The sequence below is a fragment of the Cytobacillus purgationiresistens genome (assembly GCF_030813235.1).
GTDB lineage: Bacteria > Bacillota > Bacilli > Bacillales > Cytobacillaceae > Cytobacillus > Cytobacillus purgationiresistens.
In genome coordinates this window covers 67892-90908 of sequence record NZ_JAUSUB010000008.1, presented here as the reverse complement: position 1 = coordinate 90908, position 23017 = coordinate 67892, and the positions used below count along the sequence as shown (strand labels likewise).

Here is a 23017-nt window from a genome sequence, read left to right as displayed (position 1 = left end):
CGAGATCCAAAACTTAACATTCAAGTTATTATATTTTGAACCATTCTTTGGGGAAAGGGACAGCATTCCTGTTATGTATGAAGATTGTTTTTAAAAATCCTGATTAATAGATAAATTATTTTTTATTACAGTTTTTCTTTTGTCTGGTTAGTAAATGAGCCTCAAATGTTTAACCAAAGAGAAATGAGTGTATGAACTATATAAAGTAGAATTGATGATACAAGATATGGAGGAGAATTTAATGACTAAATTAACAGGAGTAAAGGTATTAGTTCAAAATGAGATGGAACAGTATTTTGATGATGATAATGAAGACAAAAATGTTTCAAATCATTTATTAAGAGTGGATACAGTCCTTTTTTATGGAGAAAATGAAGAGATATTAAATGATTATGAACCAGCTAAGGAATGGGATCACTTCTTTGATTACGAGTTTCATTCTATTGATGATATTAAAAAGGATATTGCGATGAGATTAGAGATTGAACCAGAAAAGGTTGACGTAGAATGAGGTAGTAAATCGAATGAGCCAGTTTAGAATTGGCTTGTCTTTCATTTATCGAGTTCGAAAGATTCAAGGTATTAGACATTTACATATTTAGAACTGTAATGGAACTAAATAAAGTGGTCATCCGGTGACCTTTTTATACGGAGGGATAGCTTTAATTGAATAACATGATAGACTCTTATCGCGATGGAAGTGGATTGAATGGGTGATTACTCAAGCATCATTTTCTTTTATTAAAGAGATTGAGCGGTTGAAAAGTAACACCAGAACAGCGTGGACAAGCAATGGCAGAAAAGAGAGTATAGCAGAGCACTCTTGGCGGCTGACTATGTTTTGTATGGTATTAGAGGAATACCTTCCTAATTTAGATTTTAATAGAGTCTTACGTTTGTCTCTAATACATGATCTTGGAGAAGCTTTTGATGGGGATATATCTGCTAAAATTGAAGTGAATTCTGAAATGAAGTTCATGAAGGAAGGAGACGCCCTTAAGAGTCTGATCGCTTCTCTCTCCAAAAATAATCAACAAAAATTCATGGAATGATGGTACGAATATAATAAAGAGGAAACCAATGAAGCTAAGTTGGTAAAGGCAATTGATAAAATAGAAACGATTATTCAACATAATCAAGGTGCTAATCCTCCTGATTTTGATTACTTTTTTAATCTTGAATACGGAAAGAAGCAAGCTCTTTTCGATCCAATCATCCAATCCATCAGAGAAATGGTGGATCAAGAAACCCAGATTCAAATAGATAAGAGCAAACAAGCAGACTCATTAGAATGATATAATTTTCTTTCGTATGAATGATTACACCTATTCATTTTGTTGCATAAGAGTGGATCAGTGTCCTATTATCGCTGAAACTGAAATACCAACATTAGTGGTCCTTTTGTTGGTATTTTTTTATGGGTGATGGGGTTCTTTTATACAATTTAAAGAACAAACCAAGATTTTTTAAGTTTGTATAACTTTTCATTTATTCAGAGTGGTTTCCAGCTTATATAATAGGGAATACCCTTTTTATGAAAGAGAAGAGGCAGGAAAGTTGAAGAAGAATATAGAATTAAATGAAAAACGACGAAAACCTCTAAATCATTTTAGGTTTAGCCGTTCGATTTGCATATGAAAAAACACTTCAAACGAATGAGGGATTATTTATGAAAACGATTGGGTTAATAGGCGGGATGAGTTGGGAGTCTTCCGTTGAATATTATCGGATAATCAATGAAGAGATAAAAAATAAATTAGGTGGATTGCATTCAGCAAAATGCATTCTATACAGTATTGACTTCGAAGAGATTGAACGTTTCCAGGTAGAGGGGAACTGGGAAAAAGCAGGTATGTTATTAAGTGATGTTGCACAGGCTTTAGAAAAGGCAGGAGCAGAATTTATCGTGATTTGTACAAATACCATGCACAAAGTGATTAAATATATAGAAGAGAAAATTAGGATTCCGATTTTACATATTGCAGATGCAACAGCAAGACAAATTCAAAACTCGAAAATGAGTAAGGTAGGATTACTTGGAACGAAATATACGATGGAGCAAGACTTTTACAGATCACGCATCGAGGCATATGGTATTGAGGTTTTAGTCCCTAATAATGCAGATAGAGAGAGTGTAAATAAAGTCATTTATGAGGAGTTATGCTTAGGTGAAATTAATCAATCATCAAGGGAGCAATACCAAAAAATAATCAAGCGTTTAATAGATAAGGGAGCTGAAGGCATCATATTAGGTTGTACTGAAATTGGATTACTTGTAAAGCCAGATAATTCTGACGTGCCTTTATTTGATACAACAGTTATACACGCGATTGAATCAGTTAATATTGCACTTGAAGGATAATAAGACTTAACCAGGTCCCTGATGAGATGGTCTTTATTAAATCTCTAATGAACTAAAAATTATGCTCGGCTTTGAGTGTCACCATTAGATAAACATCGTATAATCTTATCTTATTCATAAAAGGTTTCTCAACCTTATATAAATAAGTGGATAGAATATCATTCCTTGAAATAAAAAGTATATAATATTTTTTTCCTTGTCTTATTACTGTATTCTATTCGATTCTCAATCTATAATTATATTAATTGAATTATTTGGAATTCGAGTTTAAGGGATTGTAAGTAAGGGGGAGGAATAATGGGGTTAGAAATGAGAAATCAATGCGAAAAGTGTAGCAGAGGAATGATGGATCACTCTGATGCTTATATTTGCATTCATGAATGCACATTTTGCTCATCCTGTACAGAAAGGATGAATTCTTTATGTCCTAATTGCGGTGGTGAACTTGTCCGACGACCAAAGGCTGGGAAAGTGATAAGATCATAGGCATCTTTCAAATTTAGGATTTGGCTATGTTTTTTTAAAAGTATAAAACTAGAAATTTATGATTTAATAAGAAGTTCATACCGCAACAAAAATAAAAAAGCCGTGAGGAGAGATGTTATTGAATCAAGCATTGTTAATCATTGATGCTCAGCAAGAGTTAATTGATGGAAACCAGGAAGAAAAAGAAGTGTTCAAGAAAAATAGATTGATTGCCAATATTAATAGCGTGATTAATCAAGCCTTAGTGGAAGGTGCACACCTCATTTTTGTAAGAGATAAGGATGTTGCCAATGGGGAAGGACCTGGATTTCAAGTTCACAGCGACATTAAGATTCCAGCCAGTAACGCCATTTTTTTTGACAAAGAAGCAACCAATGCTTTTTATAAGACAGATCTGCTTCAATACTTAAAAGAAAATCAAGTATCCCATTTAGTGATTATGGGATGTAAAACTGAGCATTGCATCGATACGGCTGTTAGAACTGCTACAGTGAACTCCTTTGATGTAACCCTCGTAGGGAATGGTCATTCAACGACTGACTCTGAGGTTTTATCTGCTGAGAATATCATTAATCACCACAATAAAACGCTACATGGGCATTATAATGTAGATAATTTTTCTGTTGTTAGGAATGCTGAAGAGCGTTTATTCGAGCCTAATCACAATCAATATCGGTAAATGCTTATTTTTAGCGGTTATTTTTGCTTGGCGATCCCGCTGGAAAAACCTTTGTGCATGATAAAGCAATAGCAACAAAGTATGAATAATGTTCTCGAATTTTGTAAAGTACAGGACTTATGCTGTCAATAGCGAAGCCCCTTCCATTATGTGAGGGGCTTATTATACGGAGAAGCTAAAATCTTCTGTAACTTTAAAAAGAAATTATTCAAAAGACCTCAGTCCTTTTTTAGCCTTTAGCCTTTCCAAAACATAAATATCAATTGCAGCATAAAGTGAGTAAAATCTATCTTCATCTGGTTTAAATCTTCTATTGAAAAACAAATAGATGATTTAAACATTTCAAACAAGCCAAATGATCTTCCTCGATACTAGCGAACCATCTTTTAATAAATTTCGTGACAGGTAACCTCATTGTTTATTCTATTATTGCACTACCTTATCCATTGCTGCTAAGAGAAGGCCTTACTACTTAAATAATAGTAGAGAAAAACAGCGACAGGCTACACGATTATAGGAAGCTAAGAGTAATTAATAATCAGTATTGTCCCCGAATAAAACTTAGGCGAAAAAAATGCTTAATTCTACTTGCCAAAAATAATTTTCATACAGTTGAAATGATCTGAAGTTAAACGGCTTTGGTAATTAGGTGTAGAAAGAACGCTCAGAATTTATGATGCGGCCACCTGCAAATTTCATAATATTAAATCCTCGCTTTAACGATCTTAATATTATCGTGGCTTAACCATGCAAAAATATGAATGGGGAATATTCCTTTGTACTTCATAAACTGTACAAGCAGCAGTAACAATACACTATTACTTAATCATCCGGACAAAATTATCGGCAGCCCTGGACAAGCTATGGTTCTTGAGCCATATCAATCCGACAGAAGTAAATAATTGTTCGCCGCCTTCAATTTTATAAGCTTGAATTGGATATTTGGGATGTTTTTTAAGAATCGCCTCTGGAACAATAGATGTACCGAAGTCGGTAGAAATTAACTCCATTAATAGTGAAATGTCGGAACATTCTCCGGTAATTTTGGGAATAAGCTTGAAACGGGAAAATGCTTCTAAAATTAAATAATGGACTCCTAACCCCTCTGTACTTGGCAGGATGAGTGAATCGTTATGAATATCAGAAAGTGAGACTGTTTTCTGATCAAAGCCTTTATGTTTCATGGAGGTAATAAAGTAAAAAGGCTCTGTATGAAGGTGGCAAACTGTAAAATCCTCCAGGTCGAGCGGCATCTGTATAATCCCGAGTTCGATTTTCCTTTCTCTTACCAACTCGCAAATTTGCGATGATTCATTTTGTTGAATTTTATATGTGACATTGGGATATTGTGCTTTGTATCGATGAAGGGTATTGCTTAATTCAGCGACGGAAAACGTATTGACGCCAATGGCCAGTGTTCCGTTAACACCGGTGCCAACAGCTTTTACATCCGATAACGCTTCTTCCATTAAGTGAGTAATTTGCAGAGCGTATTTATATAATGCTTTACCCGCTTCGGTTACTTCAAAATATCTCCCGCTCCTTTCCACTAGCCTTGAGCCGAGCTCTTCTTCCATTGCTTTCAACTGTTGGCTTAACGGTGGTTGGGAGATGTGAAGTCTTGCGGCAGCAGCAGAGATTTTTCTTTCCTCTACAATTGCAATAAAATAACGCAGTTGTCTGATATCCATTTGATTAAACACTCCTAAAGTATATGAAAAACATAATCAAATCTTACTTTTTTAATATTTTGCATATAATTGTTCTCATGATACCATATTTGAAAAGGAGGGTATCAACTATGATGATAATCTATCGAATCTCGATTATACTTTTTATATTCTTGATGGCGGGGTGCCAAGCGAATTCTAATACCTCTGAAGATATATCGACAGAAAAACACCAACAGAAAGAACAAGGGGAAGATAAAAAGATGGATCAAGAGATTATTTTATCAGCAGAGAATGGTGATGTTGAGAAGGTTAAGAAGCTGATAAAAACCGGCGCGAACATTGATGCAACGGATGAAAGCGGAAGAACAGCGGTATTGGCAGCAGCTCAGAACAACAGGGTAGATACGGTGAAACTGTTAATTCAAGAGGGAGTAGATATCAATATTCGTAATGATAACTCAGATAACGTCCTTTTATACGCTGGAGCAGAAGGACAGCTTGATATCGTTAAATTAGCTATTGAGGCGGGTGCTGATACCACACTTACGAATCGTTTCGGTGGCACTGCACTTATACCTGCTTCAGACCGCGGACATGATGAGGTCGTCAACCAACTTCTTGCCCATTCGGATATCGATGTCGATCATATCAATCACCTTAATTGGACAGCCTTACTGGAAGCGGTAATACTAGGTGATGGAAGTGGCGACTATCAAAAGATTGTCCAATTACTTGTTGACCATGGCGCAGATGTTCATATTGCAGATAAAGATGGGGTAACTCCTTTGGAACATGCAGAATCAAGAGGGTATCATGAGATTGCCAACATACTCAAACAAGCAGGAGCTTAAATTGACAAAAATGCCTCTCTCTAAAGATTAATTTTCGAAACATAGAATGAAAGTGATCAAGTAATAAAATAACAATAAGAAACAGAATATTCATATACAGGGAAGGGTTGAGAATGATGAAAAAACCATACTGGTTAACCAATGTTCGGCTAGAAGTCAGTTATAATTATCAGAATGGTTCAGTTGCCGGAACTGACACAAAGGGTTTTCACATTCGAATGGAAGCTGGAAAAATAAATAAAATAATGTCAGCTGACCAGCAGTTAGTGACCGAAGAGCCTATGCTGGATGCTAAAGAATATTTAATGCTCCCATCGTTTCGAGATATGCATATCCATATTGATAAAACTTATTATGGCGGACCATGGAAAGCTCCTACCATCCCTGCTAAAGGCATTTTTACCAGGTTGGAAGAAGAAGAAGAATTGCTGCCGAGATTATTGCCATTCTCGGAGGAAAGAGCGGGATTATTGCTTGAGTTGCTAATCAATTCAGGTTCGACACGCATTCGCACGCATGGCAATGTCGATCCAATCATCGGTTTGAAAAACCTTGAAGCAACGTTGCGAGCCGTGGAATCTTATAAAAGCAAAGCTTCTGTAGAGATTGTCGCTTTCCCGCAGCATGGATTGCTTCGCAGCCAATCGGTTCAGCTTGTAAGGGAAGCATTGCGAAGCGGGGCCTCTTTGGTAGGCGGGGTCGATCCTGCGACTGTTGACGGAAATATAGAAAAATCGCTGCAAACGATGATGGAACTAGCAGTGGAAGGAAACGCGGATATTGACATTCACCTCCATGAACCGGGTCATCTAGGGCTATTTACACTAAGGAGATTAGCGGCTCTAACTGAGGAGGCAGGCTGGGAGGGAAGAGTCACCATTAGTCACGCATTGGCACTAGCCGATGTTTCCAATGAGGAAGCAGGCGAAGTTGCTGAATTGTTGGCTCATCTGGACATTTCAGTTACATCAGCTGTCCCTATAGGCAGGACAATTCCGATTCCTCTCTTGCGTGAAAAAGGAGTGGGCGTATCTTTAGGTGATGATAGCATTATTGATCATTGGTCTCCTTTTGGTAAAGGCGATAGTCTATTAAAAGCAGGAACATTGGCTGAAAGGTTTGGCTTAAGTGATGAACGCTCACTTGGGCAAACGTTAGGGTGCATTACTGGAGGCATCACTCCATTGAATCAAGAAGGAAAGCAGGTTTGGCCTCAAGTTGGAGATAGCGCTGACCTTGTGCTCGTTGATGCACGCTGTTCAGCTGAAGCGGTGGCAAGAAATGCAACCAGAAGAGCAGTTTTGTTCAAAGGAGCAATAGTAGCAGGCGCGCTTTGATTTGTTTAAAAAGGAGGATGGCAAAATGAGTAATGCTTTTTGGTTAACAAATGTCCTTTTAGAGAGCGGCTACCAGATGAAACAGGGATTGATCAGCAGCACTAAGGCGGAACGCTTTAATCTGTTAATCAAAGAAGGCAAAATTGCTAAGGTTCAGCATGCTGATGAGGCGAATCCAGACAATTTGCCCCAAAAAGATGCAAGAGGACTGCTGGTTCTGCCTTCATTTACAGAAAAACATTGTCATTTGGATAAAACATTGCTAGGGGATCGATGGCGCTCGGTTACGCCAGCTAACCATATTTTTGAACGGTTGGAAATTGAGAAAAACACGCTTCCATCACTAGAAACGACAACGAAAGAACGTGCGGAAAAACTAATAGATATATATTTAAAAAATGGAGTCACTCATATTCGCACTCATGTGGATATTTATCCGGAAGTAGGTTTATCCAATTTAAAAGAAGTGCAAAAAGCTTTACACACATTTGAGGGGAAGCTTAGTTATGAAATTGTGGCTTTTCCACAGCACGGATTCCTTCGTTCTAATTCATTACAGTTGGTTAGAGAAGCTCTTCAGCAAGGGGCATGCATAATAGGCGGGGTTGATCCTGCTACAGTTGACGGAGATATTGAGGCATCACTTCAGGCAATGGTTGACTTGGCTGTTGCAGAAAATGCTGGAATCGATTTGCACTTGCATGACGCGGATCACTTGGGCATCTATACAATAAAAAGATTAGCCAAATTGACAAAGGAAGCCGGACTTCAAGGAAGAGTGACAATTAGTCATGCCTACTGTCTTGGGGAAATTCCTCGGGAACAGGTGAAATCAGTGGCCGAACAATTAGCTGATGCAGGAATTACAATTGTCACTAGTGTTCCAATTGATAGTAACCTCCCCCCGGTCGAGCTGTTAAGAAGCGAAGATGTACCTGTTGCTATCGGATGCGATAATATTTTCGATGTATGGTCACCATTTGGGAATGGTGATATTTTAGAACGAGCTGGCCGATTAGCAGAAATATCAAAGTGGACAGATGAACGCTCTTTAGCGCAGACTCTCGCGTATATAACCGATGGGAAGACGCCACTTAACTCTGAAGGTAAACAAATATGGCCGCAAGAAGGAAGCGATGCCAATCTCGTATTTATAGAGGCAACATGTTCCGCAGAAGCAATTGCGAGAAAATCTAAACGAATAGCAACGATGTTCCAAGGGAAGATGGTGTCGGGTAATTTATAGGAAATGCAACACAGCCAATATTTTGGCTGTTTTTTTGTGGGCAAATTTAGCCTTTAGTCTGCAATTAAGGTAGATGAATTAATTAATGAAAGGAATGGTATACATTGGGATTATGATAGATCCATGCTATAATAAATATTAAGAATGATCAATCAATTCTAACAATTGGAGGATATAATATGATTTCTTTTCCTAAGCCTGATGTAGCTCAGTTTCTGAAGACGTTTGCTATTGGAGATTTCTCTGTTAGTCCTGATGAAAGCCAAGTCGTATTCAGCACAAATTTAAGCGGGAAATATAACCTTTGGGCAATGAATTTGCCTAGTCAATTTCCTGTACAGCTTACCTTTAAGGATCAAGCCTGTCAGGGGCTATTATATGATAAGCAAGGCAGATTCATTGTTGCTGGCTTCGATACGGATGGAGACGAAAATACGCAATTTTATGCTCTGCCATTGCAAGGCGGAACGGTTAAGCAAATCGTTAATAATAAAAAAACGCGTAATTTCTTCCCTATATTATCTGAGGATGGCACAAAGCTCTACTATACATCCGCCAAGGGAAATCCATCTTTTTTCAATGTGTTTTCACTTGATTTGGAATCTGGTCACGAAGAGAAGATTTCAGAAGGAAAAGACGCGTCAACTTATTTGTATGCTTTAAGCCCCGAAGAAACCTGCAAACTATACTATCGCCACTTTTCAAATACTTACACACTTATGAATGTGAAAAAAGGCGAAGAAGATATGCTAATCACGCCTCAAACGGATGAACAGCATACTGTGAATGATGCAGTATTTGTCTCTGAATCACTCATTTACTTATTAACGGATTATAATGAGGATTTTACATATTTGGCCTCATTTGATGTAGACAAGAAAAAATTCACGAAAATTAAAGCGTTAGAAAACGAAAGCTTTAACACAGTAAAATATGACAAGGGCAATAATCTATTATATCTTTCCTCAGAGAAAGGTGTTGTAGATCATTTATATCAATTTGATTTGGCGACAGGGGACTTAGTGAGAGTCGATGCACCATGCAGCATAATAGAAAAGCTGATAGTTGCTAAATCCGGTGCAGCATATGTGCTTGGCAGAAGTGCGACCAAGCCCCATAATATCTATAAATATGATAATAACGAATGGGAAGCGCTGACGCATTATGCAGTTCCTGGGGTAGCCGAAAAGGATCTGGTAGAGCCGGACATCGTTACTTATGCCTCCTATGATGGATTGAAAATAGAAGCATTGTTTTTTAAAGCAAAGCCTGAAAATGATAATGGAGAAATTGTCTACTGGCCTCATGGAGGTCCGCAAGCAGCTGAACGAAAATTCTTTAGAGCTTCCTTCCAGTTCTTGCTGAATCATGGCTATAGCATATTCGTACCTAATTTTAGAGGATCAACTGGTTATGGGCTGAAATTTTCGAAAATGGTAGAAGGCGATTGGGGCAACGGTCCCAGATTGGATAATGTAGCTGCTCTCGATTGGTTAATTGATGAAGGATATGCGGAAAAAGGAAATATTTTATTAATGGGTGGAAGCTATGGAGGCTATATGGCGCTTCTTCTTCATGGCAGGCATGCAGATTACTTCAAGGCTGTCGTTGACATTTTTGGACCATCTGATTTATTCTCCTTTATCAACTCCGTCCCTGAAGACTGGAAACCTGTAATGGATCAATGGGTAGGGAATCCGGAAAGAGACAGAGAGAAACTGATTGAATTCTCTCCTATTACTTATTTGGATTCAATGACTAAGCCAATGCTAGTTATCCAAGGGGCGAATGATCCTCGGGTTGTGAAGGAAGAATCCGACCAAATCGTTCAAGCGCTTCAGGGTAAAGGCAGAGATGTGGAATATATGCTGCTTGAGGATGAGGGCCATGGTTTTTCTAAGAAAGAGAATGAAATTGCAGTATATGAAAAAATCCTTTCATTCCTTAATAAATTTTCAAATAAAAAGGTGAATGTGTAAGCATTTCTAGAACCAAGCCCCTGCCTTCATTGTATAAGAAGGCAGGGCTTTCATTTACATAAATTAGCTAGATTCCTAAGGAGGGGTCACTATGACACTTCAACTTCAAACTGCATATGCCATCATGATGACGGATGATGAAGATATAATCATAGAAGTCAATGATAAACTAAAACAATCCGTAAACAAAAACTTGGAAAATCACCATGTGAATGAAGTGTTCAAACGCTGGATTCCTTATGAAGATGGGAAGGTCGTCATTGCTGAGGCAACAGAAGAATTGTCGCTGTTATTTTTAAAAGGAGAGTCACAACTCAATCGCAATCTCTACTTTGGTATTATTTCATCTGAAATGAAAGAATTGATGGTTAAATTAGATGAGTTAATCAAAGCAAATAGTCGGCTTCAAGCCATTATTGAAAGCTCTTATGATGGCATTTACTTAACGGATATAGAAGGTAATACATTGCTGACAAACTCAGCAATGGAACGGATAACTGGTATCCCAAAAGAATACTATATGGGGAAAAAGGTAGAATCATTAATCAAGCGCGGAATACTGGAATCCTCTGTCACCAAAAGAGTGATTGAAACAAAAGAAAGCATTTCCCGTGTGCAATTTAATCGAGCGGGAAACGAGTCATTATTGCTGACTGGCAGCCCTGTTTTTAATGAAAAGCGGGAAGTTGAAAGCGTCGTCACGAATATTAGGGATTTATCTCAATTGATAGAATTGCAAAATGCATTGAAAGAGGCGAATGAGCTAAATCACAGCTACCGCAAAGAAATCGAACGGTTAAAGAAAAAGGAAAATGAGCAATCCTCAAGTATCATCATGAAAAGTGAAAAAATGAGAGAGATCTATGATACTGTTGACCGGCTCGTAAACGTAGATGCCACCGTCCTTGTACTTGGAGAAACAGGTGTTGGAAAGGATGTATTGGCAAAGTATATTTATGAACATAGTGATAGAAACCGTAAAGGTAAATATATCAAGTTGAATTGTGGAGCCATTCCGTCAGAATTAATAGAATCTGAGCTTTTTGGTTATGAAAAGGGGGCGTTTACAGGAGCAGGGCAGCAAGGAAAGCCAGGAATGTTTGAGCTTGCCGATCAAGGTGTTTTATTTTTGGACGAAGTTGGGGAGCTTCCTCTATCTGCCCAAGTCAAGCTGCTACGTGTAATCCAAGAAAAAGAGGTACAAAGAATTGGAGCAGTTGCTGCACAGCAGATTAATGTTCGCCTAATTGCTGCAACAAATCGCAACCTGAAAAGCATGGTGGATGAAGGCTTATTCCGTGAAGATCTTTATTATCGTTTAAATGTCATTCCAATTCATATCCCTCGTCTATCAGAAAGACCAAAGGATATTCATCCGTTATTAGAATACTTTCTTGCGAAAAACAATCAGAAATACAATTTTCAGAAACAGTTTAGTGAGGAATTGAAATCGTTTTTCCATCAGCATAGCTGGCCAGGGAATATTCGTGAATTATCAAATCTAGTAGAACGCCTATTATTAGTTTCTAAGGAAACAATCATTACTTTAAAAGATTTACCACAAGAATATCAACTGGCGATCCACTCCGTGAATTTACCTCCAGAATCACTTACTCTAAAAGAAGCAATTGAGCTTGCTGAAAAACAAGTGATCTGCCATGCAATGAAAACTTGTACCTCAACCTATGAACTAGCAACGAAATTAGAAACAAGTCAGCCAACGATATCGAGAAAACTGAAAAAATATGGTCTTCATATGATTCAATAATGAATCGATGAATCATTTTTGAATCACTCTAAACGTACCATTTAGCCATTGGGTGATTCAAAAATAAATAATGATAAAAAGTAAGCGGATACAATCCTTGATATATAAGGTTTCTTATAGTTGGCACACTCCTTGCAATATAAGTGATAGAACATTTATAAGGAGGAAACGTGCATGTTTACAGTAAAAGATCCAGAAATTGAACAAATGGCACAAATGGTGCACAATTTTGTAGAAAATGAAGTAGAACCATATGCACAGCAGATTGAGGACGAGGATAAAATACCACAACATCTAATTGATCAGGTAAAAGAATTAGGATTGTTTGGAATGAGTATTCCAGAAGAGTTTGGCGGAATTGGCCTTGGCATGGTCGGTAAAGCAGCAGTTCTTGAGAAGCTTGGCCGCACACATAATGGATTTGTCAGTTTAATAAGTGCCCATACAGGAATCGGAAGTACAGGTCTTGTGCGTCTTGCGTCTCCGTACTTAAAAGAAAAATATTTACCTGATTTAGCAGCTGGAAATAAAATTGCTGCATTTGCACTATCAGAGCCTGGTGCGGGTTCTGATGCAACCAACTTAGCTACACGCGCAGAAAAATATGGAGATAAATGGATATTAAATGGTACGAAGCATTTTATTACAAATGCACCTGTAGCAGATGTATTCACCGTATTTGCCGTAACAGATAAGGAAAAAGGAGCAAAGGGAATTACAGCCTTTTTGATTGAGCGTGGCTTCCCAGGCTTTACAGTTGGTAAAAAAGATAAAAAGATGGGTCTTCGCGGCTCGTATACTGCGCAGCTTATTTTTGAAAATTGCGAGGTCCCTGACGAAAACGTGATTGGTGATGTGGGAATGGGTTATGTCGCAGCTTTAAAAATCTTGAGCGAAGGTCGAATTGGATTAGCTGCCAGAGCAGTAGGCTCATGTGATAAATTGATTGAATTATCAGCTAAATATGCACAGGAACGCATCCAGTTTGGCAAACCAATTGCATCGAATCAAGCCATTCAATGGATGATTGCAGATATGGCAACAGAAACAGAGGCAGCAAGAACATTAACATTGAAAGCTGCCCATCTAGTGGATGAAGGCAAAAAAGTGGTGAAAGAATCATCCATGGCAAAATTATATGCCTCAGAAGTATTTAACCGAGTTGCAGATAAAGCTGTACAAATTCATGGCGGCATGGGCTATGTGTCTGATTATCCTGTAGAACGCTTCTATCGCGATGCACGGATAACAAAAATCTACGAGGGAACAAATGAAATTCAGCGGCTCATTATCTCTAGAAGCGTACTGAACGAATTTTAAACTATCTAGAGAGAGTGGGTGAGGGAAAATGCGCTGGACAGTACTCGTATTATTATTTTTCGGTATGATTGTTAACTTTGCAGATAAATCAATTATCGGCTTAGCAGCAAAGCCGATTATGGAGGATCTTAATCTTTCATATGCTGAATGGGGAATTGTAGGGAGTGCATATTACTGGCTATACCCTATTACTGGTATTTTTGGAGCCGCATGGGCAGACAAAATAGGTGCCAAAAAAGTGCTTAGCTTCCTTATGCTGACTTGGGCAGTATTACAATTTGGTGTCATAGCAATCACGGCATTGCCGCTTTTAATTGTCTATCGAATTTTATTAGGAGCTTTCGAAGGGCCGTTTAGCCCAGTTGCATACAGCCATGCAGATCGCTGGTTTCCTCCTAAATTAAAAGGTTTTGCCAATTCAGTGCTTGTTTCAGGCGCAACGGTTGGTGCAATGGTGGTTGCGCCATTACTCGTAGCGATGATTGTTGCTTGGGGATGGAAGGTTGCCTTTGCTGCACTTGGTGGAGTCAGTATCATTTGGTTCTTCCTTTTTATGTTTTTAACAAAGGAATCACCTGTAGAAGCCTATGAAAAGGTGAAAAAGAAGAAAAAACTTGAGAAGTTCACACTTAAAGATTTAAAACATATAGCCACTTCCAAAGTAGCCTTATTTACAACATTAGCTTATTTCTCTACTTATTTCATCGTCGTTTGGATTGCAACATGGCTTCCATTATATCTAGTAGATGTAATTGGAATGAGCACGGGGCAAATGGGATTTGCAGTCGCTGCCATAGGGATTGTCTCAGTTGCAATCTATATGGGTGTATCAGTCATTTCCGATTATCTATTTAAGAAAACGAAGGATTGGAAGCTTTCTCGAGTATATGTTACTGGTTTATCTATGCTTTTAGGGGCAGCATGCATGCTTTCCGTCGTTGTTTACCAAAACCCGATTTGGGTTATCATAGCTATGTGTCTTGCGAAAGGGCTTACATATGCAATTCTGCCAATTGGACCCACAATAATGATTAATGAATTGCCTGAGAGAGGCGGTTTGATGACAAGTATTCTCACGTCTTCAGGAAATTTAGCAGGGATTGTGGCTCCACTTGCGACAGGGTTTGTCGTTAATCTTGCCAGCACAAAATTATTGGGCTATAACCTATCAATCGGTGCAATGGCCATACTCGTTTTAGTCTTTTCATTGTTATTTTTACTAGTGGTTAGACCAAAAACAACAGAAAATACATCTGAATTAAGTGAAGAAGCAAGTTAATAGATAAAGAATTCTTGCAGATGGGAGTGATAAAACGTTGAGTACAACACCACAAACAAAGGTGTGGGAGGAATATTATGAAGACATTATCGATACTTTTAATATTCCAGAAATCAGTCTGTATGAAATGTTTGACCAGGCAGCAAATCGCTTTGGGAACCAGACTGCCACAATTTTCAAGGATGAAACCTTATCTTATAAAGAACTAAAGCGCCGCATTGATGGCCTAGCAGCGGAATGGGTAGAGAAAGGATATAAAAAGGGTGATCGAATTGGCTTAATGCTTGCAAATCACCCAGATTATATTACCGCTTACTATGCCGCTCAAGCATTAGGTGCAATTGTTGTACAAATGAACCCATCTTATACAGCAAGAGAAGTACTGCAAATCTTGCACGATACACAAATTAATTATGTGGTTGCAGATGCCAAGTCTATTGATACTGTTAGACAAATTAAAGAGTTATATAGCTTTCAACATATCACTCTATCAACGACAGTAGGCGAAGAAGCTACTATTCACAATGCATCAAAAATGAGTGAAGTTTTCATGAATGCCAAGCCCCTACAAGCATCTGCCAAAGTAGACTCAGTAGAGGATGTTGCAGTAATCCAATACACTGGGGGAACCTCCGGCAAGGTAAAAGGAGCGATGCTCACTCATCATAATTTAGTAGCAAATGTCTATCAAAGCTATGTTCTGTATAGACAGAGGGTCGAATTTGGCCGCGAAACAGTCTTGGCAGCGACGCCTTTCTATCATGTGTATGCGATGACAAGCGCTATGAATTTAGGAATCTACCTTGGAGCAAGAATTCTCATCATTGAGAAATTCCAGGTGGATGATGTGTTAAGGCAAGTGAAAGAGTATCGGCCGACCATGTTTCCAGGTGTCCCAAAAATGTATATATCTTTCGTCAATCACCCTGATGCCGGTGTATCTGGATTGAATTCATTGAAAGTTTGTTCAAGCGGCTCTGCTCCCCTGCCAATAGAAATCATCAAAAAATTCAAAGAGATAACAGGTTCCAATATTCTAGAAGGGTTTGGTATGTCAGAAACCTCCCCAACCACCCATCGTACACCAATTAATGGCAAGCATAAGCATGGCAGTATTGGTATCCCAGTTCCAGCAACAGATTGCCGGATTGTGGATAAAGAGCATCATTTTCTCGGACCAAATCAAGTCGGTGAACTGCTGATCAAAGGTCCACAGGTAATGAAGGGCTATTGGAATAAGCCGGAAGAAACAGCTGAAAATTTAAAAGATGGCTGGTTATATACGGGCGATTTAGCAACCATGGATGATGAAGGCTACTTCTATATCGTGGGCCGCAAAAAAGAAATGATCATCTTTGGTGGATTCAATGTCTATCCTCAGGAAGTGGAGGGGGTTCTTTATGAACATCCATCCATTCAGGAAGCTGCAGTTGTTGGCTTACCAGATGCTGAGTCCGGAGAAATTGCTAAAGCATTTATTGTTGCGAAAGAGGGAACTGAACTCGACTTAGAAGAAATAAGAGCCTATTGCTATACAAAGCTTACACCTTATAAAGTACCAAGATTATTTGAAAAGATTGATCAGCTGCCACGAAATGGTGTGGGCAAACTACTCAAACGTTTACTTGTAAAAGATGAAATGGAAAAGAGGGGTGTTCATAATGGCGAATCAACAAATTAAGAATGTCGGTGTCGTTGGTGCTGGCGCAATGGGTGCACAAATTGCAGTGGTCGCCGCATTACATGGCTATCCGGTTGTATTGCAGGATATTTCAAGTGAGAGCTTGGAAAAAGCAGAAGGTATTTTACGAACACAATTAGAAAAGCGTGTAACTAAAGGAAAGTTTACGAGAGAGCAAGTAGATGAAGCTTTTGCTCACTTAGTCTTTACAACAAAGCTTGAAGATTTAAGTGATGCGGATATCGTGATTGAAGCGATTATCGAGAATTTAGATGCGAAGACAGCGTTATATGCAAAACTCGATGATATTTTACCTTCTCATGCGATTTTAGCAACCAATAGCTCAACAATCGTTAGCTCCAAACTTGCGGATGCAGTAACAAGAAAAGATAAGGTATGTAATATCCACTTCTTCAATCCAGTTCTTGTAATGGATCTTGTAGAGGTGGTTAAGGGACCTCATACTTCAGATGAAACAGCAGATACGAGTATGGAATTTATTAAAACGATTGGAAAAACGCCAGTTCTGCTCAAAAAGGAGATTTCAGGCTTTGTCGCTAATCGAATTTTAGCTAGGCTAATGGATGAAGCAATCTACCTCTATGAAAATGGCTATGCCACTTATGAAGAGATAGATATAGTGGTTACGAAGGCATTAGGACATCCAATTGGACCATTTGCCCTTATGGATTTGACAGGCCTTGACGTCAATTATGCTGTGAGGAAGCAGCGTTATTCCGAGTCAGGTGATGAACGTGATAAGCCGACTAAATCAGTGGAAGAGAAGGTGCAAAAAGGAGAGCTTGGCCGCAAAACTGGCAAGGGCTGGTATGAATACGATGAAAATGGAAAGCGTATTCAAGGAGAGACGATACAGCAATAAAAGAGGTGCGTAATAGATGGAAAGAATTACAATAATCGGAGCAGGTACGATGGGCAAAGGCATTGCCCTTGTGTGCGCTCAAGCAGGCTTTGAGGTCATTGTTCAAGATATCCAACAGGAATCTCTGGATAAATGTAAGTCATATATTGATAGATTTTTAGATGCAGGGAACATTCGTTATATGACAAGTCTTGAGGAAGCAGTAGCTTCTTCTGATTTAGTCATTGAGGCAGTACTAGAAATCATGGATTTGAAAAAATCCATCTTTAAAACAATGGATCAGTTTTCACCACGGCATGCGATTTTGGCAACGAACACTTCGACGATGAGTCCGACTGAAATCGCATCACATACATCTCGTCCAGAAAAATGCATCGCACTCCATTTTTTTAACCCTGTCCATAAAATGAAACTGATTGAGGTTGTTACAGGATTGGAGACAAGTAAAGAGACGGTAAAAGCGGCTTTTGATTTCGGCAGTAAAATCGGAAAAGAATGTGTGAAAATCAATGAATTCCCAGGTTTTGCAACGAGCCGTATGAACTGCCTTATTGGAAACGAGGCGATGAATATGGTTATGGAAGGTGTCGGATCAATTGCAGACATCGACCAAGCGATGAAACTGGGGTTAAATCATCCAATGGGGCCGCTTGAGCTAGCGGATCTAGTTGGCTTAGATTCAAGATTGCGCAATATGGAATATTTGCATAAAACACTCGGAGAGAAATTCAGACCTTGCCCCATTCTCCAAAAATACGTCAGCGCAGGCTGGACTGGCAAAAAGGCCGGAAGAGGCTTTTATCAATACGATGAGAGGGGAAATAAAATATGAGCTATTTAGTAAGTGAAGATATAGAAATGTTAAAAAGGAATGTACGTGAATTCGTACAAACAGAGGTAGAAGCAGTCGCAATGCAAATTGAAAAAGAAAACAAAATACCCGAGAGAATTGTTGATATGGCAAAAGAGATGGGTTTATTTGGACTAAGTATTCCTGAAGAATATGGTGGATTAGGAATAGGAATGGTTGGTAAATGTGCACTTTATGAAGAAATCGGTGCGACTCATAATGGCTTCACAACCTTAATTGGCGGCCATACAGGAATTGGATCAGTCGGAATTGTGGAAATGGGTAACGAGCAGCAAAAACAAAAATACCTTCCAGCTATGGCATCAGGAGAGAAGATTGGTGCATTTGCATTGACAGAACCGCAAGCGGGTTCAAATGCAACAAATTTAAAAACGACTGCCGTCCGTAAAGGCGATAAATATATCTTAAATGGCTTAAAGCATTATATTACTAACGCAACAGAAGCAGATGTTTTTACAGTGATGGCAGTTACCGATCCATCAATGGGAGCCAAAGGCATCACTTCATTTATTGTAGAAAAGGACTTCTCTGGCTTTAAGGTTGGTGCAGTAGAAAACAAAATGGGACTGCGCGGCTCACATTCTGCTGAAATCATTATGGAAGATTGCGAGGTTCCAGTAGAAAACGTACTTGGTCAAGAAGGAAGAGGCTATGTCAATGCCCTCACAATTCTCACTAATGGGCGTGCTGGTCTTGCTGCCAGAAATTTGGGCTCATCACAAAAACTATTGGATCTATCTATGGCTTACGCAAAAGAGCGCATCCAATTCAATGTTCCTATTATTGAGCATCAAGCCGTTGCACATATGCTGGCCGAGATGGCGGTTGATATTGAAGCACTTCGTTCCTTTACATACCGAGTTGCTAATATGGTTGATGAAGGAAAAAAAGTCATTAAAGAAGCAGCAATGATTAAATTATATGGTTCAGAAGTATATAATCGTGTCGCTGATAAAGCAGTGCAAATCCACGGGGGCATCGGTTACATCTCTGATTATCCAATTGAACGTTTTTACAGAGATGCTAGAATTACACGAATTTACGAAGGTACATCAGAGATTCAAAAAAATATCATTGTTGGTCAGTTAAACAAGGAATATAGCTAAATAAGGGAGGGTTTTCTATGAGTACAAAAAATCGTATTGTTATTGTTGAAGGTGTGCGAACAGCAATCGGCCGTTATGGCGGTGTACTGAAAGAGGCAGGTTCAGCTTATTTGGCTTCACATGTCATTTCAGAAGTGTTGCAAAGGTCTGGTGTAGAAGCAAGCGCAGTAGAGGAAGTAATTCTGGGGGAAGTACGTCAAACTTCACAATCCTCTAATGTTGCTCGTGTAGCAGCTTTACGTGCTGGGATTTCCGAATCTGCTCCAGCATTTACGGTCAATCGTTTATGTGCTTCAGGAATGCAGGCGATTGCTTCTGGCATTCAACAAATTCAATCAGAGCAAGCGAAGGTCGTCATTGCTGGTGGAACAGAAAGTATGAGCAACGCGCCAATATTCATTAGAGGCTCACGGTTTGGCGGCGATAAAACGCATCTGGTAGATTCAAATAGCGAAAATGGGCAGCAGCCTCAGGAGATCTATGGTGACCACTTAGGCATGGGCGTAACTGCAGAAAATGTAGCAGAAAGGTTCAATGTAACACGTGAGGACCAAGATCAATTCTCTTATGACAGTCAGCAAAAAACGGATCGTGCCATCAAATCTGGTGCATTCAAAAGTGAAATCGCACCCTATGTAGCGAAATCGAAAAAATCAGAAATCACAGTTGATACAGATGAGCATCCAAGACCTGAAACAACACTTGTAAAACTGTCTACATTAAAGCCGGTCTTTAAAAAAGGCGGCAGTGTCACAGCAGGCAATGCATGTGGAAGAAACGACGGTGCTGCCGCTGTTCTTTTAATGAAGGAAGAGGAAGCAGCTTCAAGAAACCTTTCTCCACATGCAGCGATCGTTGATTGGACCTCTGTAGGTGTTTCACCTGAAATTATGGGTATCGGTCCTGTTCCTGCGATTAAGAAACTGCTTGAGCGCACAGGCGTAACCTTGGATGAAATTGATCTATTTGAGGTGAATGAAGCATTTGCTTCCCAAGCCTTAGCTGTTCAACGTGAACTGGGCATTGATGCAGACAAGTTAAATATTAATGGCGGAGCAATTGCACTCGGACACCCGCTTGGAGCAACCGGTGCCCGAATCGTCGTCACCCTTATGCATGCCCTTTCGAAAAAAGGCGGTAAATATGGAATCGCTTCTCTCTGTGTTGGCGGCGGCCAAGGGATGGCCATCCTGATTGAAAACTTGCGTCATGAAGAGGGGGCGTAAGGATGTATGATTCTATTTTAGTAAAAAAAGAAGGTCAGCTTGCATACATCAGCATCAATCTTCCAGACGTCCGCAATCGTTTAAGTAAGGAAACGGTAGGCGAAATCATAAATGCACTTGAAGGGCTAAAGAGCGATGCAGAAGTCGGCTGTATTGTATTTACTGGCGAAGGTGACAAGGCCTTTGCTGCAGGTGCTGATATAAAGCAGCTAAATAACCGTGAACCACTGGATGTTTTAAAATCGGGTGGTATGCAGGAAGCATATGATTATATTGAAGCTTACGAAAAGCCAACAATAGCGATGATCAATGGCTTGGCATTAGGAGGAGGATGTGAGCTCGCACTCGCCTCTGATATTCGTGTTATGGCAGACCATGCCAAAATAGGACTTCCTGAGCTAAACCTTTCAATCATACCTGGAGCAGGTGGAACGCAACGTTTAACTAGAATTGTCGGGCGCGGCAAAGCATTAGAAATGATTTTGCTCGGAAAGTTTATATCGGCAGAGGAAGCAAAAACTTGTGGACTCGTATCAGAAGTAGTGCCCCTAGCTGATCTGAAGGCGAAAGTAGAGGAAATGGCAGCACAAATCCTCGCTAAAGGCCCGCTTGCCGTAAGATTAGCTAAAATCGCCGTTCAATTAGGCGCAGATACAGATTTAAAAACAGGACAAATGATTGAACGTCTTGCCCAAGCTGTCCTTTTTGCAACAGATGATAAAAAAGAAGGCACAGCCGCATTCATCGAAAAGCGAAAACCTGAATTTACAGCAAAATAAAACGTGTTCGGCTTAGCCGATCACGTTTTTTTGATGATAAGAGCAATTAAATTGGCGGTTCTGTGATTAATTCAGCGAAAATCGTAATTAATTCGGCAGAAAAAGGAATAATCCGGCGAAAACCGCAATTAATCCGGCGGGAATCATAGATAATCCGATGAAATGGAATATATATCCTGAAATTTCTAAATAAAACCCTCACTCAATTTCTCTTAATAAACCTTATCTCCATTAAAGATAGAGTTTTTCACAACAACGTAGTCAACATTGCGGATGGACTCTAATTTATTGCCTCCTGCATAAGAAATAGAAGATTGCAGGTCTTGCTCCATTTCTTTAAGCGTATCGACAAGTGAGCCTTTATGCTCGACGAACATTTTTTTACCTTCGACGTTTTTCTTTTCGCCTTTTTGGAACTCTGATGCTGAACCGAAGTATTCTTTGAATAGCTTTCCGTCTTTTTCAAAAGTTTCGCCTGGTGATTCTTCGTGTCCGGCAAATAGAGAACCAATCATAACCATTGTTGCGCCGAAACGGATTGATTTTGCGATGTCGCCATGAGTACGAATGCCGCCGTCAGCGATAATTGGTTTGCTTGCTGCTTTTGCGCACCAGCGAAGTGCTGCTAATTGCCAGCCTCCAGTACCAAAGCCTGTTTTAATTTTTGTGATACAAACTTTACCTGGTCCAATGCCGACTTTAGTTGCGTCAGCCCCGGCATTTTCTAATTCTCTTACTGCCTCAGGCGTACCAACATTTCCAGCAATGACGAAGCTTTCAGGTAAGTGCACTTTAATATGTTGAATCATTTTAATTACAGCATTTGAATGTCCGTGTGCAATATCAATGGTAATATATTCTGGAATAATATTTTCATTAGCTAAATGTTCAATGAAGCCATATTCTTCTTCTTTTACCCCAACACTGATAGAGGCGATTAAATTTCTTGCTTGCATATCTTGGATAAAAGCTTGACGCTTTTCTGGTTGAAAACGATGCATAACATAGAAATATCCGTTTTCTGCAAGGTAAATAGCTATTTTTTCATCTATGATTGTTTGCATATTTGCTGGAACAACTGGCAATGTAAATGTATGTTTTCCTAAAGTGATAGATGTATCACATTCTGATCGGCTGTTAACAATGCATTTTGCAGGAATTAGTTGAATATCTTCATAATCAAATACGTTTTCCATAGATGGCACCCCTAAATACGAATATTATTAGACGTTATTTATAAAATTGTTCGTCCATAAGGTAATTTACATTATTTTAAATGAGATGTCAAAGTTTTTATTCCGCAATTCTCATAAATTTGACTGTTCAAATGGTTGAAATCCCTTATAATGCCGGTATGATGGCGAATTAAGAAAATTATTTTTATTTGAATATTGAATGACTAGTCGTTCAATTCGTTGACAGTAAGCTCTTTGCATACTAATATTAAAATATCAAAATATTTAATTTGTTTGAATTGATAGATTTTCTTAA

The 23017-nt window shown here is 39.1% G+C and carries 19 protein-coding genes and 1 pseudogene; 18 read left to right on the top strand and 2 right to left on the bottom strand.

Annotation, left to right across the window (positions count from 1 at the left end):
- The first annotated feature begins 241 nt into the window (after positions 1 to 241).
- From J2S17_RS11255 to J2S17_RS11235, 5 genes and pseudogenes are all read left to right on the top strand, one after another.
- Positions 242 to 511: a hypothetical protein gene (locus J2S17_RS11255; protein WP_307474849.1), complete on the top strand. Its 270-nt coding sequence runs from the start codon at positions 242 to 244 to the stop codon at positions 509 to 511.
- 202 nt (positions 512 to 713) lie between these two features.
- Positions 714 to 1295, top strand: a pseudogene (locus J2S17_RS11250) (HD domain-containing protein).
- Positions 1296 to 1669: 374 nt separating this feature from the next.
- Positions 1670 to 2362 carry an aspartate/glutamate racemase family protein gene (locus J2S17_RS11245; RefSeq protein ID WP_307474848.1) on the top strand — a complete coding sequence of 231 codons (693 nt, stop codon included), beginning with the start codon at positions 1670 to 1672 and terminating at the stop codon, positions 2360 to 2362.
- A 297-nt stretch (positions 2363 to 2659) separates the two neighbouring features.
- Positions 2660 to 2848, top strand: a complete 189-nt coding sequence (locus tag J2S17_RS11240; RefSeq protein WP_307474847.1) for a DUF1272 domain-containing protein — start codon at positions 2660 to 2662, stop codon at positions 2846 to 2848.
- Positions 2849 to 2966: 118 nt separating this feature from the next.
- Entirely contained in the window at positions 2967 to 3527 is a 561-nt protein-coding gene (locus J2S17_RS11235) for an isochorismatase family protein (protein WP_307474845.1), read from the top strand.
- Between the two features lie 818 nt (positions 3528 to 4345).
- On the opposite strand, the gene J2S17_RS11230 is transcribed toward J2S17_RS11235, so the two are convergent.
- On the bottom strand, positions 4346 to 5218 hold the full coding sequence (locus J2S17_RS11230; protein ID WP_307474843.1) for a LysR family transcriptional regulator: 873 nt from the start codon (positions 5216 to 5218) through the stop codon (positions 4346 to 4348).
- A gap of 242 nt (positions 5219 to 5460) precedes the next feature.
- On the opposite strand from J2S17_RS11230, the gene J2S17_RS11225 reads away from it, so the two are divergent.
- From J2S17_RS11225 to J2S17_RS11165, 13 genes are all read left to right on the top strand, one after another.
- The gene (locus J2S17_RS11225; protein ID WP_307474973.1) at positions 5461 to 6051 is read left to right on the top strand and encodes an ankyrin repeat domain-containing protein; all 591 of its coding nucleotides are present in this window, start codon (positions 5461 to 5463) and stop codon (positions 6049 to 6051) included.
- A gap of 116 nt (positions 6052 to 6167) precedes the next feature.
- Positions 6168 to 7388: an amidohydrolase gene (locus J2S17_RS11220; RefSeq protein WP_307474971.1), complete on the top strand. Its 1221-nt coding sequence runs from the start codon at positions 6168 to 6170 to the stop codon at positions 7386 to 7388.
- Between the two features lie 25 nt (positions 7389 to 7413).
- A complete protein-coding gene (locus tag J2S17_RS11215; RefSeq protein WP_307474842.1) occupies positions 7414 to 8634 on the top strand; it encodes an amidohydrolase in 1221 nt (406 codons plus the stop codon).
- A 179-nt stretch (positions 8635 to 8813) separates the two neighbouring features.
- Positions 8814 to 10613 carry a S9 family peptidase gene (locus J2S17_RS11210; protein ID WP_307474840.1) on the top strand — a complete coding sequence of 600 codons (1800 nt, stop codon included), beginning with the start codon at positions 8814 to 8816 and terminating at the stop codon, positions 10611 to 10613.
- A 91-nt stretch (positions 10614 to 10704) separates the two neighbouring features.
- Positions 10705 to 12381, top strand: coding sequence for a sigma-54 interaction domain-containing protein (locus J2S17_RS11205; RefSeq protein WP_307474838.1), 1677 nt, complete (start codon positions 10705 to 10707; stop codon positions 12379 to 12381).
- 174 nt (positions 12382 to 12555) lie between these two features.
- Positions 12556 to 13701 carry an acyl-CoA dehydrogenase family protein gene (locus J2S17_RS11200; protein WP_307474836.1) on the top strand — a complete coding sequence of 382 codons (1146 nt, stop codon included), beginning with the start codon at positions 12556 to 12558 and terminating at the stop codon, positions 13699 to 13701.
- Between the two features lie 28 nt (positions 13702 to 13729).
- The gene (locus J2S17_RS11195) at positions 13730 to 14980 is read left to right on the top strand and encodes an MFS transporter (protein ID WP_307474834.1); all 1251 of its coding nucleotides are present in this window, start codon (positions 13730 to 13732) and stop codon (positions 14978 to 14980) included.
- A gap of 37 nt (positions 14981 to 15017) precedes the next feature.
- On the top strand, positions 15018 to 16661 hold the full coding sequence (locus tag J2S17_RS11190; RefSeq protein WP_307474832.1) for a long-chain-fatty-acid--CoA ligase: 1644 nt from the start codon (positions 15018 to 15020) through the stop codon (positions 16659 to 16661).
- Positions 16642 to 17544, top strand: a complete 903-nt coding sequence (locus tag J2S17_RS11185; protein WP_307474830.1) for a 3-hydroxyacyl-CoA dehydrogenase family protein — start codon at positions 16642 to 16644, stop codon at positions 17542 to 17544. The genes J2S17_RS11190 and J2S17_RS11185 overlap by 20 nt, the downstream gene beginning before the upstream one ends.
- A gap of 16 nt (positions 17545 to 17560) precedes the next feature.
- Complete coding sequence (locus J2S17_RS11180; protein WP_307474828.1) at positions 17561 to 18376, top strand: 3-hydroxyacyl-CoA dehydrogenase family protein; 816 nt, start codon at positions 17561 to 17563, stop codon at positions 18374 to 18376.
- Positions 18373 to 19521 carry an acyl-CoA dehydrogenase family protein gene (locus J2S17_RS11175; RefSeq protein ID WP_307474825.1) on the top strand — a complete coding sequence of 383 codons (1149 nt, stop codon included), beginning with the start codon at positions 18373 to 18375 and terminating at the stop codon, positions 19519 to 19521. Before J2S17_RS11180 ends, J2S17_RS11175 begins: the two co-directional genes overlap by 4 nt.
- 17 nt (positions 19522 to 19538) lie before the next feature.
- Positions 19539 to 20747 (top strand): thiolase family protein, encoded by a 1209-nt coding sequence (locus J2S17_RS11170; RefSeq protein ID WP_307474823.1) that lies wholly within the window; start codon positions 19539 to 19541, stop codon positions 20745 to 20747.
- A gap of 2 nt (positions 20748 to 20749) precedes the next feature.
- Positions 20750 to 21526 carry an enoyl-CoA hydratase/isomerase family protein gene (locus J2S17_RS11165; RefSeq protein ID WP_307474821.1) on the top strand — a complete coding sequence of 259 codons (777 nt, stop codon included), beginning with the start codon at positions 20750 to 20752 and terminating at the stop codon, positions 21524 to 21526.
- A gap of 212 nt (positions 21527 to 21738) precedes the next feature.
- Here J2S17_RS11165 and guaC read toward each other — a convergent pair whose 3' ends face one another.
- Positions 21739 to 22722 carry a GMP reductase gene (gene guaC / locus J2S17_RS11160; protein WP_307474819.1) on the bottom strand — a complete coding sequence of 328 codons (984 nt, stop codon included), beginning with the start codon at positions 22720 to 22722 and terminating at the stop codon, positions 21739 to 21741.
- Between the last annotated feature and the right edge of the window lie 295 nt (positions 22723 to 23017).